Annotated in this window: 12 protein-coding genes; 9 read left to right on the top strand and 3 right to left on the bottom strand. The window is 66.3% G+C overall.

The genetic code is table 11. From position 1 onward, the window contains the following. Positions 1–215: 215 nt before the first annotated feature. From F6Q13_RS15375 to F6Q13_RS15360, 4 genes are all read left to right on the top strand, one after another. Positions 216–515 carry a GlsB/YeaQ/YmgE family stress response membrane protein gene (locus F6Q13_RS15375; protein WP_293058204.1) on the top strand — a complete coding sequence of 100 codons (300 nt, stop codon included), beginning with the start codon at positions 216–218 and terminating at the stop codon, positions 513–515. A gap of 299 nt (positions 516–814) precedes the next feature. Continuing rightward, positions 815–2,269 carry an FAD/NAD(P)-binding oxidoreductase gene (locus F6Q13_RS15370; protein WP_293058201.1) on the top strand — a complete coding sequence of 485 codons (1,455 nt, stop codon included), beginning with the start codon at positions 815–817 and terminating at the stop codon, positions 2,267–2,269. 11 nt (positions 2,270–2,280) lie between these two features. Further along, entirely contained in the window at positions 2,281–2,457 is a 177-nt protein-coding gene (locus F6Q13_RS15365) for a hypothetical protein (protein ID WP_293058198.1), read from the top strand. Between the two features lie 11 nt (positions 2,458–2,468). Then, a complete protein-coding gene (locus F6Q13_RS15360) occupies positions 2,469–3,518 on the top strand; it encodes a zinc-binding alcohol dehydrogenase family protein (protein WP_293058195.1) in 1,050 nt (349 codons plus the stop codon). A 6-nt stretch (positions 3,519–3,524) separates the two neighbouring features. Here the strand turns inward: F6Q13_RS15360 and F6Q13_RS15355 are convergent, their stop codons facing one another. Further along, on the bottom strand, positions 3,525–4,289 hold the full coding sequence (locus tag F6Q13_RS15355; RefSeq protein WP_293058192.1) for a CPBP family intramembrane glutamic endopeptidase: 765 nt from the start codon (positions 4,287–4,289) through the stop codon (positions 3,525–3,527). A gap of 91 nt (positions 4,290–4,380) precedes the next feature. Between F6Q13_RS15355 and F6Q13_RS15350 the strand changes: the two genes are divergently transcribed. From F6Q13_RS15350 to F6Q13_RS15340, 3 genes are all read left to right on the top strand, one after another. Then, entirely contained in the window at positions 4,381–6,774 is a 2,394-nt protein-coding gene (locus F6Q13_RS15350) for a CaiB/BaiF CoA-transferase family protein (RefSeq protein WP_293058189.1), read from the top strand. Positions 6,775–6,785: 11 nt separating this feature from the next. Further along, entirely contained in the window at positions 6,786–8,264 is a 1,479-nt protein-coding gene (locus tag F6Q13_RS15345; protein WP_293058186.1) for an acetyl-CoA acetyltransferase, read from the top strand. A 74-nt stretch (positions 8,265–8,338) separates the two neighbouring features. Next, on the top strand, positions 8,339–10,453 hold the full coding sequence (locus tag F6Q13_RS15340) for an NAD-dependent epimerase/dehydratase family protein (protein WP_293058183.1): 2,115 nt from the start codon (positions 8,339–8,341) through the stop codon (positions 10,451–10,453). Here the strand turns inward: F6Q13_RS15340 and F6Q13_RS15335 are convergent. Together F6Q13_RS15335 and F6Q13_RS15330 are read right to left on the bottom strand one after the other, a co-directional pair. Further along, complete coding sequence (locus F6Q13_RS15335; protein WP_293058181.1) at positions 10,450–11,682, bottom strand: FAD-dependent oxidoreductase; 1,233 nt, start codon at positions 11,680–11,682, stop codon at positions 10,450–10,452. The genes F6Q13_RS15340 and F6Q13_RS15335 overlap by 4 nt on opposite strands. A gap of 24 nt (positions 11,683–11,706) precedes the next feature. After that, positions 11,707–12,432, bottom strand: coding sequence for a DUF72 domain-containing protein (locus tag F6Q13_RS15330; RefSeq protein WP_293058179.1), 726 nt, complete (start codon positions 12,430–12,432; stop codon positions 11,707–11,709). Between the two features lie 436 nt (positions 12,433–12,868). Between F6Q13_RS15330 and F6Q13_RS15325 the strand changes: the two genes are divergently transcribed. Beyond that, positions 12,869–13,684, top strand: a complete 816-nt coding sequence (locus tag F6Q13_RS15325; RefSeq protein WP_293058178.1) for a sigma 54 modulation/S30EA ribosomal C-terminal domain-containing protein — start codon at positions 12,869–12,871, stop codon at positions 13,682–13,684. Positions 13,685–13,923: 239 nt separating this feature from the next. Further along, positions 13,924–14,766 carry an acyl-ACP desaturase gene (locus F6Q13_RS15320; protein ID WP_293058176.1) on the top strand — a complete coding sequence of 281 codons (843 nt, stop codon included), beginning with the start codon at positions 13,924–13,926 and terminating at the stop codon, positions 14,764–14,766. The last annotated feature ends 569 nt before the right edge of the window (positions 14,767–15,335 follow it).

The raw sequence follows: 15,335 nt of genomic DNA, 5'->3' as shown, positions 1-15,335 counted from the left end.
AAACTAGCTGAGGCACCACCACCGGCCACGCGCTCAAAGTACGTGAGGCACGTTGAATAGTCCCCGGCGGGCTGCGACACCCGCTACGCTCACGGCTAGACCCGACTGACCGTCCGGTGCCGGGCTTGACCGACGGCACTGAGATGGCATTGAGATGGCACCGCGACGGCACTGAGATGGCACCGCGACGGCACCGAGGCCGCAAGGAGAGGCGGATGGACAGCTTGGCCGGCATCGACGTTCTGGCCCGTTCGACCACCCTGACCGCTGTCGGGCCGGTCGCCTACATCATCATCGGCGGCATCGCCGGCTGGATCGCCGGCAAAATCGTCCGGGGCAGCGGGGCCGGCATCCTGATGAATATCGGGATCGGCGTCATCGGGGCATTGATCGGCGGCTTTTTGCTCAGCTTCGTCGTCGACACCGCGGCCGGCGGCTGGTGGTTTACCTTGTTCGCCGCGGTCCTGGGTTCGGTGCTTTTATTGTGGATTGTCGGCCTGATACGGAGGTCGTAGGAGGCCACAGTGCGGTTGCCCCGGCTGAGCGGATCAGGGCGATCGGCAGATGCGTCCGCCCTCTCCGGGCGCTGGATATCCGAATCTGCATCCCGGGCATCGTGGCTGCAGAATGTGATGTCGTTGCCCTCCCCGCAGGATGAACCCGACCCGGTTGGGGTGGCGACGGACCCGCGTGAACGGGTACCGACCCATGCTGCTCCCGGTCCGATCCGGGCTGTGATTTATACCCCTAGGGGTACTACACTCGGCTTTGAGCCACATCGACTGTGTGGCCAGATCTGACGAAGGAGGCCCAAATGGCACGAATCGTCGTCCTCGGTGCCGGCATCGCGGGTCACACCGCGGCCTTGCACCTGCGCCGGTGGCTGTCGAAGAATCACGAGATCGCGGTGGTGTCGCCCAATGCGGACTGGAACTGGATCCCGTCGAACATCTGGGTCGGTGTCGGCCGGATGGCGCCGAGGAAGGTCCTCATTCCGCTCAAGCCGATCTACGACCGCAAAGGGATCGTGTTCCACCAGGCGCGGGCCACGGCAATCCGCCCGGAAGGCACCCGTGAGGAGCCGTCGCCGTCGGTGGATTTCACCTACACCGACGAGGAGCACCACGGCCAGACCGGCAACTTGACCTATGACTACCTGATCAACGCCACCGGCCCGAAGCTGAATTTCGCGGCCACACCCGGACTCGGACCGGACGGCCACTCTTATTCGGTGTGCACCGCCGAGCATGCCGCCGAGACGGCCAAGGCGTTGCAGCGAGTCATCGCCAAACTGAAGACTGGCGAAAAGCAGCGCCTGGTCATCGGCGTCGGACACGGCACGTGCACGTGCGAGGGCGCGGCGTTCGAATACACGTTCAATGTGGAGCACACGCTGCGCATGGCCGGCGTGCGGGACCTCGCCGAGATCTACTACCTCACCAATGAGTACGAGCTGGGCGACTTCGGCGTCGACGGCATGCAGTTCGAGGATAAAGGCTTCCTGCAGTCCAGCCGGATGTGGACCGAGTCGCTGTTTCGTGAGCGCGGCGTCAAGGCGATCACGCAGGCCGCCGTGCGCGAGGTCATGGACGGCAAGCTGCGCTACGAGCAACTCGACGGCAAGGAGCGTGACCTCGACTTCGACTTCGCGATGCTGCTGCCCCCGTTCAGAGGCGTCGACCTCGCCGCCTACGACAAGGACGGCAACGACATCACCTCTGTGCTCTTCGCGCCGTCGGGCTTTCTCAAGGTCGACGCCGACTACTCGGGCAAGCCGTACGAGGAGTGGTCGGCCGACGATTGGCCGCACACCTACGAGTCGCCGGCCTACCCGAACATCTTCGCGCCGGGCATCGCGTTCGCGCCTCCGCACCCGATCTCCAAACCGCGCAAGAGCGTCAACGGAACGGTGATCACCCCCAGCCCGCCGCGCACCGGCATGCCGTCGGGCGTCATGGCAAAAACGGTCGCCGAGACCATCCGGGACCGCATCAAAAACCCCGAAGCCGCCGCGCACCGCGCCTCGATGGCCACCATGGGCGCGGCCTGCGTGGCCTCGGCCGGCACCGGTTTGCGCCAGGGCTCGGCCGCGTCGATGACGATGTTCCCGGTGGTTCCCGACCCGGTTAAATATCCGCAGACCGGTCGTGACATCTCCGGCACGTTCGGCGAACTCGGCCTGGCCGGCCACTGGATCAAGCTGATGCTGCACTACATGTTCATCTACAAGGCCAAGGCCAAACCGTTCTGGTGGCTGATTCCGGAGTGAAAGGCGCGCCCGTGGACGACAACACCACCGACTTCGAGGCGAACAACCAAATCGCGGAAAGCATCGCCTACGCTCCTTTGCCCACCCGCACCACACTGCGGATGCGCCAGAATCTGCTCGTGCAGTTCTGGAGGTTCGCTCGCATCAACCTCAAAATGATGCGGATCGTCCTGAGCGGACACCACTGACGCCCACCGCGATGCGGGCATGGCAGGTGCGCCGACCCGGCCCGATGAACACCGGACCGCTGGAATGGGTCACCACCGAAGTGCCACATCCGGCGCCCGACGAGCTCCTGGTAGCGGTGCACGCCTGCGGGGTCTGCCGCACCGATCTGCACGTCGCCGAGGGTGATCTTCCCGTGCACCGCGACCGGGTGATACCCGGGCACGAGGTGGTAGGCGAGGTCATCGAGGTGGGCTCAGCGGTGGGCTCAGCGGTGGGCTCAGCGGTGGGCTCAGCGGTGGGCTCAGCGGCCGCCGCCGATTTCGCTGTGGGAGACCGCGTTGGCATCGCCTGGCTGCGGCACACATGCGGGACGTGCAAGTACTGCCGCCGGGGCGCTGAGAACTTGTGCCCGGAATCACGTTACACCGGTTGGGATGCCGACGGCGGGTACGCCGAATTTGCCACTGTTCCGGCAGCTTTCGCTCACCATCTGCCGACCGGCTACAGCGACAGCGAGTTGGCGCCGCTGCTGTGCGCCGGCATTATCGGCTACCGCGCCCTGCTGCGCGCCCAGCTGCCGCCCGGGGGGCGGTTGGGTCTGTACGGCTTTGGCGGCAGCGCACACATCACCGCCCAGGTTGCGCTGGCGCAGGGCGCGGAGCTGCACGTGATGACCCGGGGCGACAAAGCCCGGGCATTGGCGCTGGAACTGGGTGCCGCGTCAGTTCAGGGCGCCGCCGATCCGCCACCGGTGCCGCTGGACGCCGCGATTCTGTTCGCCCCGGTCGGCGAGCTGGTGCTGCCGGCGCTGGCAGCGCTGGACCGGGGCGGCACACTGGCCATCGCCGGCATCCACCTCAGCGATATACCGGCCCTGAACTACCAGCGCCACCTGTTCCAGGAGCGGCAAATCAGGTCGGTAACGTCGAACACCCGCGCCGATGCGCGGGCCTTCCTCGACTTCGCCGGGCAGCACCACATCAAGGTGACCACACCGGAATATCCGCTGGCGCAAGCTGACCGGGCACTGTCCGATCTCAGCGAGGGCCGCATCGCCGGCGCCGCCGTGCTGCTGGTGTGAACCGGTTCAGGACAGCTGCCACGCCAGCGCGGCGGCCAGCGCGCCCATGCCGTTGAGCGACCAGTGCAGCGCGATCGGGGCGATGAGGCTGCCGCTGCGCCGACGCAGCCAGCTCAAGACGAATCCGGCCGTCCCGGTTGCGAGCACCGCCAGCGTCACACCGATCAGCATGCCGACCACCCCGCCGCCGAACAGCCGGGTGAAACCGACATTGCTGCCGGTCAAACTCAACGACGCGGCGATGTGCCACAGCCCGAACAGCAGTGAGCCCGCCACCGCGGCACCGCGGAAGCCCCAGGCCCGGCTCAGCGCACCGTGCAATACGCCGCGAAAGACCAACTCCTCGGGGATCGCGGTCTGCAGCGGGATGACGATCACCGCGGCGAGCAGCGCCCCGGAGATCGTCGCGTAATGGTTGTTCATGAACATCGGCCGCGTGAGAGGCAGCACCGCACCGGCGGCGATCACCGCTGCCGCGACGGTCACCGCGGCCAGTGCGTAAGCCACCCCGGATTTCCAGTGCTCCCGGCCCAGCCCCAGCTCCGCCCAGCCGACACCGTTGGCGCGCAACAAGATCATCAAACCGACGGCCACAGCCGGAACCGTGGCAGCGCCGGCCCATGGTGTCGTGAAATGCGCGATCAGGTTCGTAGCCGCCAACACCGCCACGACCACGCCGATGTCGAGGTAGATCCGGAACCGGTGCAACACCGAAAGCTGGCTCAGCAGCGGGTCGGATTCAGCGGCGACCCCGCCCACAACACCGGACATCTCACCAGGTTACGTGCAGGCCGGGCGACGCCGTGACCCGTGCCGCCAACACCAGGCCGATGCGGGCAAGCAGGCCCAGTACGCTGTGGCCATGGTCGATAGCGCAGGGCTACTGGCGTCGCTGCGGGTGCTGGACCTGTCCGGCGCCGAAGGCGATCCGGTGAGTCGCCTGATGGCCGATCTGGGTGCCGACGTTCTCAAGGTCGAACCTCCCGGCGGCAGCCCGGCGCGTACCCAGGCCCCGATGCTGGCCGCAACGAGCCTGCCGTTTGCGCTGCACAACGCGAACAAGCGCAGCACGGTGCTGGACCCATCCGACCGGGCCGACCGCGCCCGCCTCGGTGAACTGGCCGGCAGCGCCGACATCCTCGTCGACAGCGGCATGCCCGGCCAGTGCGCCGCCTACGGCATCACCAGCCAAGAATTGGCCGACCGGCATCCTCAGCTGGTGGTGCTGTCGGTCACCGATTTCGGCACTGACGGGCCGCGCTCGTGCTGGCGGGCCACCGACCCGGTGTTCTACGCGCTGTCGGGGGCACTGTCTCGCTCCGGACCGACCACCGGGACGCCGGTGTTGCCGCCCGACGGCATCGCCTCGGCCACCGCCGCGGTGCAAGCAGCCTGGTGCGCCCTCGTCGCCTACTATCACCGGTTACGGTGCGGTATCGGCGATTACATCGACTTTTCCCGATTCGATGCGGTTGTGATGGCGCTCGACCCGGCATTCGGTGCGCATGGCCAGGCGGCTGCCGGCATCCGCAGCCCCGATCGGTGGCGGGGACGACCGAAAAATCAGGACGCCTACCCGATCTACCGCTGCAGCGACGGGTACGTCCGGCTGTGCGTGATGTCACCGCGGCAGTGGCGCGGCCTGCGCCATTGGCTCGGGGAGCCGCCGGAATTCCAAGACCCGCGCTACGACGTGATCGCGGAACGGTTCGCCGCCTGGCCGCGGATCAGTGTGCTGATCGAGGAGTTGTTTGCTCTGCAGAGCATGGAAGCGCTGGTGGCGACCGGGCAAGCCCATGGGGTCCCGATCGCCGCTGTGTTGTCCCCGCCGCAGATCCTGGCCTCCGAGCACTTCCGGTCGGTGGGCGCGGTTGCCGACGCCGAACTCGCGCCGGGGATGACCACCACCGTGCCGGTCGGTTATTTCCGCGTCGACGGGGCACGTTCGGGTTTCCGGATGGCGGCACCGCCCGCCGGGCGTGACGACGCTTGCTGGTCAGCCGGGCCCGCGATCATCTCGGCGCCCCCCGGGGGGCGCCGACCGTTCGACGGGCTGCGAATCGTCGATCTCGGCGTCATTGTCGCCGGCGGGGAATGCAGCCGGTTATTCGGTGATCTCGGTGCCGAGGTCATCAAAGTCGAAAGCCTCGACTATCCCGACGGTTTGCGGCAGGCTCGCGTCGGCGAGGCGATGAGTGAATCGTTCGCCTGGACGCACCGCAACAATCTCGGTTTCGGAGTGGATCTGCGCAACCCGCAGGGCAACCGGATTTTCGGCCGCCTGATCGCCGAAGCGGATGCGGTATTCGCCAATTTCAAACCGGGAACCCTTGCTGCACTTGGCTTTCCATATGAAGTGCTGCACAGCATCAACCCGCGGATTGTGCTCGCTGAGAGCAGCGCATTCGGCGACTCCGGACCGTGGAGCGCCCGGCTGGGCTATGGCCCGTTGGTGCGCGCCACGACGGGGGTCACCAAGCTGTGGACCTCCGAGGAAGCCGCAGCCGACGCCAGGCGGCACCCGTTCTACGACGCGACGACGGTCTTCCCGGATCACGTGATCGGACGGATCACCGCGATCGGCGCGCTGGCGGCACTGATCCACCGCGACCGCACCGGCGGGGGAGCCCGGGTCCATGTCTCTCAGGCCGAGGCCGTCGTGAACCAGCTCGACACCCGCTACGTCGCCGAGGCAGCGCGGGACGCCGGTCACGCCGTGCGCGCCGACACCGCCGTGCACGCCGTCTGCCCGTGCGCCGGTGACGACGAGTGGTGTGTCATCTCGATCCGATCAGATGCCGATTGGCAAACCGCGACAACCATTTTCGGTTTTCCCAAGCTGGCTGCCGACTCGCGGTTCGCCACTGGCGAAGCGCGCATCGCCCACCACCGGGAGCTGGTGGCGGCGGTGGCGGAGTGGACCCGCACTCGCGCACCGATGCAGGTCGCCCGGGCGCTGCAGGCAGCAGGAGTGCCGGCCGGGCAAATGAACCGCCCGCCCGACATTCTCGAAGACCCGCAACTGCGCCGGCGCAAGCTGTTTTCCGCCATGACTCATCCCCTGATCGACCATCCGCTGCCGGCCGAAACCGGTCCGGCGCCGTTTCGGCACATCCCGCCGGCTCCGCAACGGCCCGCGCCGCTGCCCGGCCAAGACACGCGCGAGATCTGCCGCAAGGTGCTGCAGATCAGCACCGAGGAAACCGAACGACTGATCGACGACGGGGTGCTTTTTGCCTCGCATCCTCAGTTCTGAAAGGTGCAGCTATGCCCGTCGACCCACGGACCCCGGTGCTGATCGGCTACGGCCAGGTCAACCAGCGAGAGACCGGCCCGGGCACTGAACCCGTGGACCTGATGGCCGCGGCCGCTCGGGAAGCCGCCGAGGCGCGGGTGCTGGCCGCGGTCGACTCAATCCGGGTGGTGAACCTGTTCTCGGCGCACTATCGCGATCCCGGTCTGCTGCTGGGCCAGCGCATCGGCGCCGTGCAGTTCAACACCGGCTACAGCGGTGTGGGTGGCAACGTGCCCCAAACGCTGGTGAACCGGGCCTGCCTGGACATCCAACACGGCCGAGCTGACGTGGTGCTGATCGCCGGAGCGGAAACCTGGCGCACCAGAATGCAGTTGCGCGCGCAGGGCCGCAAACTCGAATGGACCCACCAGGACGAATCGGTCCCTATCGCGACCGGCGGCGAGGACAACGTCCCGCTGGCCGGCCCCGCGGAACTGCGGATCAAGCTGGATCGCCCCGCCTACGTCTACCCGATATTCGAACAGGCGCTGCGGATCAGCATCGGCGAGTCGGTCGATGATCACCGCAAGCGCATTGGCGAGTTGTGGGCGCGGTTCAACGCGGTGGCGGTCCACAATCCCCACGCCTGGATCCGTGAACACATCGACGCTGAAGAGATTTGGCAGCCTGGGCCGTCGAACCGGATGATCAGTTGGCCCTACACCAAGTTGATGAACTCCAACAACATGGTTGATCAGGGAGCGGCCCTGCTTTTGACGTCGGTCCAGACCGCAACCCGCTTGCAGATACCGGCCGAGCGCTGGGTTTACCCGTATGCGGGCACCGATGCCCACGACACCTACGCGATCAGCGAACGTGCTGAACTGCATCGCAGCCCGGCGATCCGGATCGGCGGGCGACGGGCCCTGGCGCTATCCGGCCTGGACATCGATGACGTCGACTACGTCGACCTCTACTCGTGCTTCCCGTCCGCCGTCCAGGTCGCGGCGGCCGAGCTCGGGTTGGCGACCGACGATCCGGCCCGGCCGCTGACCGTGACCGGCGGAATGACTTTTGCCGGTGGCCCGTGGAACAATTACGTCACCCACTCGATCGCGACAATGGCCGAACTGCTGACCGCCAACCCGGGCCGACACGGTCTGATCACCGCCAACGGCGGTTACTTGACCAAACACAGCTTCGGGGTGTACGGCACCGAGCCGCCATCAGCGGAGTTTCGCTGGGAAGACGTGCAAGCCGAAGTCGATCGAGAACCGACCCGCCGGGGGGTGGTGGAGTGGGAAGGCATCGGCAGCGTCGAAGCCTGGACCACCCCGTTTGACCGCGACGGACGGCCCGAGAAGGCGTTCTTGGCCGTTCGTACGCCCGACGGGGCACGCACTCTGGCGCTGATACCGGATGCGGCCTCGGCGGAGGTAACCGTGCGTGACGACATCGCCGGTGCCGAGGTCGAAGTCCACGCGGACGGTACCGCCGGCCTGAAATTCTGACGTTAGAGTCCTAGGCTTGTTGGCAACCCTGTCGGCGTGCCTATTGTCGGGGGTAGACACCGGGAGGGGCAGTCATGCGGATCCTAGTCACCGGCGTCACCGGCGTCCTCGGGCGGATGACGGCGCGGCAGCTGACGGCAGCCGGCCACGCGGTGAGCGGTATCGCTCGCTACCCGCATGACCAGCTGGATCCCGAGGTCGACTTCGTGCAGGCACCACTGGGAGGCGCGATCCTGCAGCGACTGGCCGACGAATCGGACGTGGTCGCCCATCTTGCCCCGATCGATCCCGGGGTGCCCGGCAGCGCCGGGATCAATGGCGTCGTGCGCGTCACCGATGCTGCCGCCCGGGCCGGGGCACGGCTCATTTTCGTCTCTCAGGCAGCCGGCGAGCCGGCGCTGCACTCCCACGCCGAGACGCTGGTGTCCAGCGGCTGGGCGCCCAGCCTGATCATCCGGATAGCGCTGCCGGTGGGCCGCCAACTCGACTGGATGGTCTGCCGGACGGTGGCCACCCTGCTGGGCGGCCGGTCGCACGGCGACAACGCGGTGCAGCCGTTGCAGCTGCTGCACCTCGAGGATCTGGTCCGGTTCTTGGCCCTCGCGGTCACCGCGAACACCACCGGTGTAGTGGATCTCGCGGCACCGGGCACGACAAACCGGACCCAGGCGCGGCAGCTGCTAAGGTCGGTCGACCAACCATCGCGTCGAACCCGAACCTGGGCGCAGCTGCCTTCTGATATGAATAGTGCTTCGCTGCAAGAAAATTGGAAATTCGAGTTCGCGTGGTCGGCATGTGATGCCCTCACCGATACCGCACGCGGACTCACCGGTCGCAAGCTCGACCTCGGCGGGGTCGTTGACCTGCCCGGTCATCTGCCGTTGTCGTGGGAACCCCCGCCGCGCTCTGGCTCGTCCGACGGCACTCCGCTGCACTGCGCCGCGCCGGACGGGCTGGAGGGCGAGTTCGACGATCGGATCGATCCGCGGTTCCCGGTCTTTAGCGCAGCGCCGTTCGCCGAGACACTGCCCGGACCGCTGACCCCGATGACCCTGGACGTGCAGCTCGGTGGTTTGCGCGCGGCCACCCGGCTGCTGGGCCGGGTGATGGCACTCGGCGAGGTAGCAGCCGCCGAGTGGGGTAACCGGGCCATCGCGGTGCTCGGCCATCGCCCGTATGTCGGCGTGTCGGCCGGCGTGCTCGCAGCCAGCCAGCTACCTGGCTGGGACGAGCAGGCAGTCATCGAGCACGCACTGGGCGGCACGCAGGTCGGCGAACTGTTGCCACAGGGGCGTCCGCCGCTGGCCGACGGGCTGCTCAAATCGGCCGCCAAGGCCGTTGTCACTACCCGGGCGCTCGCGATGCTGCGCCGCCTGAAGGCCGACACCCAGACCTACCGCGACGCCGCGGCGGACGAGCACCTCGATGCCGCACAGCTGTGTTCGCTGCCCGAAGCTCGTTTGCAGGCTCGAATCCGCCTGCTGAGAGATCGGATTCAGCAGGGCTGGGGTCTTACCGCGTTGTGGCTGATCGATACCGGCATCACGACCGCAGCGCTGGAGCGCACGGCCGCCGGTTCGCCGGTACCGGGGGTCCAGGCCCTGCTGGAGAGCCATCATGTCGCCGCACTCACCACCGAGCTGGCGGCGCTGCTGCGTCGCGATCCGCGGGTGCTTGCGGTGGCCGAGCGGGGTGATCTGGCGGGTATCAGGGTGATCGCTCCGACCGTCGCCGCCGACGTCGATGCCGCGATTTCCCGGGTCGCTCACCGGGGACCGGGGGAAGTCGAGTTGGCCAACCCGGTGTTCGGCGACGATCCGGCGATGGTGCTCGTTGGCGCCGCAGCCTCGCCGGCCGGCCCGCGCCCCGCGCTTGAGGAGCCGACGACCAACCTGACCGCGCGGCTGGCCGCCAACGCCCAGCTGTCCCGCGAGACCGCCTACGACTGCACCATGCGGTTCACCCATGATCTAAGAATGACGTTGCGGGAGTTTGGATCCCGACTGATCGCTGCCGACCTCCTTGATGCGGTGGACGACGTCTACTACCTGACCTGTGACGAACTGCTCACCCTGCCCGGTGACGCCCGCCTGCGGGTCAAGCGTCGACGCGCGGAGCGGGACCGGTTGCAGTCATTGCGCCTACCCACGGTTGTCGAGCACACCTGGCGGCCCCTCGACACGCTTTAGCCGGCCAATTCGCCCAACGGTACCGTCGGATCGGCCAGCCGCTGCGGGTCCACCGGACGTTGCGACCAGATCAGGTTTTTGACGTCGTCGAGCACATCCCAGATGTTGACGTTCATCCCGGCCAGCACTCGGTCGCCGCTGTCGAGCCAGAACGCGACGAATTCGCGCCCGGCGACGTCGCCTCGGAACACCACCCGGCTATATCGGGGTGCGTGGCCGGCGTACTCCATGCCCAGGTCGTACTGGTCGGTGAAAAAATACGGCAACTCGTCGTATCGGGCCGCTGCGCCGAGCATCCCGGCCACCGCCGCCGCAGGCTGCTTGAGCGCATTGGCCCAGTGCTCGGTGCGGATACGCTCGGCGAACAGGGGATGCTCGGCCGCGGCGATATCACCGACCGCGTAGATGTCGGGATCGCTGCTGCGCAGCGACGCGTCGACCAAAACACCGCCGTCGCCCGTCGACAACCCGGCGGCTCGGGCGAGTTCGATATTGGGCTGCGCACCGACAGCCACCAGAACTGCGTCGGCACCGACCACCGAACCGTCGCGCAACCGCAGTCCGGTGGCCTTGCCGTCGACGGTGGCGATGTCGCTGACCTGTGACTCGAGCCGTAGGTCAACGCCGTGGTCGCGGTGCAAGGCGGCGAACACCGCGCCGACTTCTGCCCCGAGCGCGGCCAGTAACGGCAGTTTGGCCGCTTCGACGACGGTGACCTCGACGCCGCGCTGGCGAGCGCTGGCGGCAACTTCCAGCCCGATCCACCCGGCGCCCACTACCGCCAGCGACGAGCCGTTGCCCAGCGCCGCGTCCAGAGCTGCGGCGTCGTCGAACGTTCTCAGATAGTGGACTCCGTCGGCGTCGGCGCCGGGGACCGGCAGATGGCGGGACCGCGATCCCGTGGCCAAGAGCAGCTTGTCGTAGCCGATGACGGCACCGTCGGCCAGACTGACGCTATGCGCGGCCGGGTCCACCGCCACCGCTCGTACCCCCAGCCGCAGATCGATTTCGTGGTCGCGATACCAGGCGAAATCGTGCACGGTGAAATCGCTGAGCGATTTCTTGCCGGCAAGAAATTCCTTGGACAGCGGCGGCCGTTCGTAGGGCAGCCGCTCTTCTTCGGCAATGAGAACGATTTGGCCACCGAAATTTTGGTCGCGCAACGCTTCTGCTGCTTTTGCTCCGGCGAGTCCACCGCCGACGATGACGAAGGTATTCGAGCTATCCATGACTGCCACCCTACTCGGATGTGCTCACCGCAAAAACCCTTGCAACAACTGCGCGTTGCGTACGGCATAACCGTGTGCGTCGTTGTTGAAATACATCCACACGTCGCGGCGGGCGTCGTTCCATTCGGTGATCAGGTCGGCCCACCGCCGCAGCTCGTCCGGCGAATATGAACCTGCATACATCGCATCCGGGTCAGTGCCGTGCATCCGGATGTAGACGAAATCGGTGGTGGCGCGTGGGATACAGGGCAGCCCGGCGCCGCTCATCACCACGTAGGCTGCCTGCCGGTTCTCCAGCAGTGCGTACACCGCAGGGTCGTTCCACGACGGATGCCGCAGTTCGACGGCCACCCGGATCACCGACGGCACACTGACCAGGAAGGAGTCCAGGCGTGCGTCGTCGCGACGCTGTTCGGGAGACAACTGCACCAGCAGCACGCCGGCGCGATCCCCGAGCAACTGCCAACACCGTTCAAAGCGCGCGATCCATGTTTGTGGCGCCGCCAGCCGTCGGTAATGCGTCAATCCGCGGTGCGCCTTGACCGACATCGCGAACCCGGCGGGCAACTGTGCGCGCCACCCCGCGAAGGTCGAATCCCTCGGCCAGCGGTAGAAACTGGCGTTGAGTTCGACAGTGTCGAACACTTCGGCGTAGCGGGCCAACCGACGCGCGGGCGACAGGCCGGGCGGGTAGAGCACGCCCGCCCAGTGGTCGTAAGACCATCCCGACGTGCCGATGCGCACGGTCATCCCCGCTCACCCCACCAGCTGCCCACGCACTTGATCGTCGGGCGGATCCGGCGACGCGCTGAGTGTTGCAGGGTCATACCCAGAGCAGACTAGCCCCGCTCGCCGCGACCGGACCCCCGTTCGACCTCGCACAGATCCCGGTTCTCCGGATTCACGGCCGTCGGATGCAGCTGCCGGACTGGCGATGTGGACGAGTAGTGGTCGCGCCGCGGATGTGGTGGACGCGGCAGCGTGGCGGCCACCGAGATGATCACGTCGAAGTGCGCAGCGGGTCGTGACCCCGCCGATACCCGTCGTGAACTGGCGCTTTCCCGTCTCCGGTTGTGACCAACGACACATCTGACGTCGGGACTTTTGGCCCTACGCGGCGCACGTGCGGCCAACAAAGCTTCGGCCCTGGCCCGTCCTCCCGAGCGGCAGCAATAAACGCAACACGATGACGAAAGTGGGGTTGCCGGTGGTGTTCGCCGAACCGACGACAGTCCGGGAGTTTCCTGACGTCATCGTGTTTTCCGGTGGCCGGCTTGCCGCGTCGCACGCCGAACGGGCGGCGCGTGCGGTGGGTCGTGTATTGGAGCATCAGGGGATTACCGGCGGTGCCCGAGTGCGGCTTGCCCCGGCGAATTGTGCCCGGGGGCCGATGCTGGTGCAGGTGAATCTGCGGGTGCGCGCCACCCCGACACGGGTGCAGGCGGTCACCCGCGGCCGCGACGATCTGTCGTCGGCACTGGCGCGGCTGGATCGTCAGATCGTGCGGGTACGGGCAGCGTGGCGTCCGCGACCCTGGCCGGATCGGACCCGCCTGATGTTGACCGCGCCTGCCGACGCGGTGATCACCCGCCGCAAGCCGGTCAGGCTGCTGCGCGGCAGCCCGGCGCAGGCAGTGGTCGAGATGGATGCGATGGACTATGACGTGCACCTGTTTACCGATGCCGAAACCGGTGAGGATGCGGTGGTGTATCGCGCCGGACCCTCGGGGCTGCGGCTGGCCCGCCAACGTCGCATGTGTCCGCCCGGATGGTCATGTTTGCCGCCGACCGGCTGCGTCCAGCCGGTATCGCTGGTCGTGAACTCCCGTCCGACACCGATGTTTGCAGAAGATGCCGCGGTCATGCGGCTGCGTGCGCACGGCTTGCGTTTCTTGTTCTTCACCAATCCGGCCACCGGTCGTGGCCAGTTGCTCTATCCGCGTTACGACGGCAATCTCGGTCTGGTCACCCCTGTCGACGACCCCAGCCGGGATGACGTCTGACCGCCGGAAAACTCCTTTGGTGTCACCGTCCGGGCCAGGCCGCCACAGTGACAGTCACGACGCTGTCCCACAACAACTCCGGCGACATGGCAGCCTCCACGACCGACGACGTTGACCCCGACATCGTCACCGGCATCCGCATTGTTCGTCCACTGGTTGCCGGCGTGTCGGACTTGAATGTAACTTGCTTACACAGATATATTGCATGTAACTGTCGGACACACACAACTGGAGATGCCATGGCCAACGCTTTGACCGACCTGCAGCTGATGAACGAGCTCGAGCCGGTGGCTGAACGTCTTCTCGATCGGCACATCTCGATGACCTTCGGCATGGACGGCCCATGGGGCCAGTGGGTGAACCGCTGGACGGCCGAAGAGAACCGGCACAGCACCGCGCTGCGCGATTACCTTGTCGTGACCCGTGCCGTCGATCCTGTTGCGCTCGAACAGCTTCGCCTTGAGCAGGTAACCCGCGGCTTCAGCCCGGGACAGAACCATCAGACCGACGGCGACCTCTTCGCGACCAGCCTGTTCGACTCCGTCATCTATGTGTCGTTCCAGGAGTTGGCCACCCGCGTCTCGCATCGAAACACCGGTAAGGCCTGCGACGACACCATCGCCAACCAGCTGCTGGCCCGCGTCTCGGCCGACGAAAACCTGCACATGATCTTCTACCGCGACATTTCCGATGCCGGCTTCCAGGTCGCACCCGACCAGGCAATGCGATCCCTGCACAAGGTGCTGCGCAACTTCAAGATGCCCGGATACACGGTTCCGGGGTTTCGGCGTAAGGCCGTCATCATCGCCGTCGGCGGGGTGTTCGACCCGCGCATCTTCCTCGACGACGTGGTGATGCCTCAGCTGAGGAAATGGCGCATTTTCGAGCGGGAGGATTTCACCGGCGAGGCTGCGTGGATGCGCGACGATCTCGGCCTGCTGGTCGCCGAACTCGAGGAGGCGTGCGCCAAGTTCGAGCAATCCAAACAGCGTCACCTCGAACGCCAGGCTCGCAGAGCCGAAAGGATCACCGCTGACCGGGTGCTGGCCACAGCGGGGACACTGACGCTCAGCAGGAGATAGCGAACCATTGCCGCACAAGTCGTCACCGAGTCGGACGGATCGCGACTCCGAAAGTGCTAAGTTGCCGGTTCGATACAGCGCTGCGTCCCGATGTCAGAGTGCTTCGCACTTACGGGCCTAGTCAAAGCCATGGCGATGTGTTCGAATCGACGGCCGGGTAATTCCCTTGGTGGACAACGTAATACGACCTAGGACAGCCTTACCTCACCGAGGGTTTGTGACTTTCGGCCCTATCCGATATGCATGGTCGGCCATCAATCTAAGCGCAGAACACATCGGTTTGCCACGTTGAGGAGATCTGTGGTGTGAGACATTGCGGGGACCAAATGCGCTGATCAGCAATTGAATCCGTGGATTTAGACAAAGATTACCTTGCTGAGTCATACCTACTGTCTCGGACAGTTCCGGCTCATGAGGCCGAATCCGTCATTGATATCGAGGTTATGTCATGACAACCGAAGCAACGTCTCCTGCACAAGTGACAACTCAACGACCTTTCCCGGCCCGCATGGGCCCGAAGGGCAACCTGGTCTACAAACTCATAACAACGACCGATCACAAGATGATCG

It is taken from the genome of Mycobacterium sp., assembly GCF_008709575.1.
Taxonomy (GTDB): Bacteria; Actinomycetota; Actinomycetes; order Mycobacteriales; family Mycobacteriaceae; genus Mycobacterium.
Note: the sequence above shows the minus strand (reverse complement) of the source record. Positions and strands in the feature narration are given on the sequence as shown.

What these genes read in the sequence shown, in the direction of transcription:
- F6Q13_RS15375 (WP_293058204.1), top strand. Translation starts at nt 216, where the DNA reads ATGGACAGCTTGGCCGGCATCGACGTTCTGGCCCGTTCGACCACCCTG.
- F6Q13_RS15370 (WP_293058201.1), top strand. Translation starts at nt 815, where the DNA reads ATGGCACGAATCGTCGTCCTCGGTGCCGGCATCGCGGGTCACACCGCG.
- F6Q13_RS15360 (WP_293058195.1), top strand. Translation starts at nt 2,469, where the DNA reads ATGCGGGCATGGCAGGTGCGCCGACCCGGCCCGATGAACACCGGACCG.
- F6Q13_RS15355 (WP_293058192.1), bottom strand. Translation starts at nt 4,289, where the DNA reads ATGTCCGGTGTTGTGGGCGGGGTCGCCGCTGAATCCGACCCGCTGCTG.
- F6Q13_RS15350 (WP_293058189.1), top strand. Translation starts at nt 4,381, where the DNA reads ATGGTCGATAGCGCAGGGCTACTGGCGTCGCTGCGGGTGCTGGACCTG.
- F6Q13_RS15345 (WP_293058186.1), top strand. Translation starts at nt 6,786, where the DNA reads ATGCCCGTCGACCCACGGACCCCGGTGCTGATCGGCTACGGCCAGGTC.
- F6Q13_RS15340 (WP_293058183.1), top strand. Translation starts at nt 8,339, where the DNA reads ATGCGGATCCTAGTCACCGGCGTCACCGGCGTCCTCGGGCGGATGACG.
- F6Q13_RS15335 (WP_293058181.1), bottom strand. Translation starts at nt 11,682, where the DNA reads ATGGATAGCTCGAATACCTTCGTCATCGTCGGCGGTGGACTCGCCGGA.
- F6Q13_RS15330 (WP_293058179.1), bottom strand. Translation starts at nt 12,432, where the DNA reads ATGACCGTGCGCATCGGCACGTCGGGATGGTCTTACGACCACTGGGCG.
- F6Q13_RS15325 (WP_293058178.1), top strand. Translation starts at nt 12,869, where the DNA reads ATGACGAAAGTGGGGTTGCCGGTGGTGTTCGCCGAACCGACGACAGTC.
- F6Q13_RS15320 (WP_293058176.1), top strand. Translation starts at nt 13,924, where the DNA reads ATGGCCAACGCTTTGACCGACCTGCAGCTGATGAACGAGCTCGAGCCG.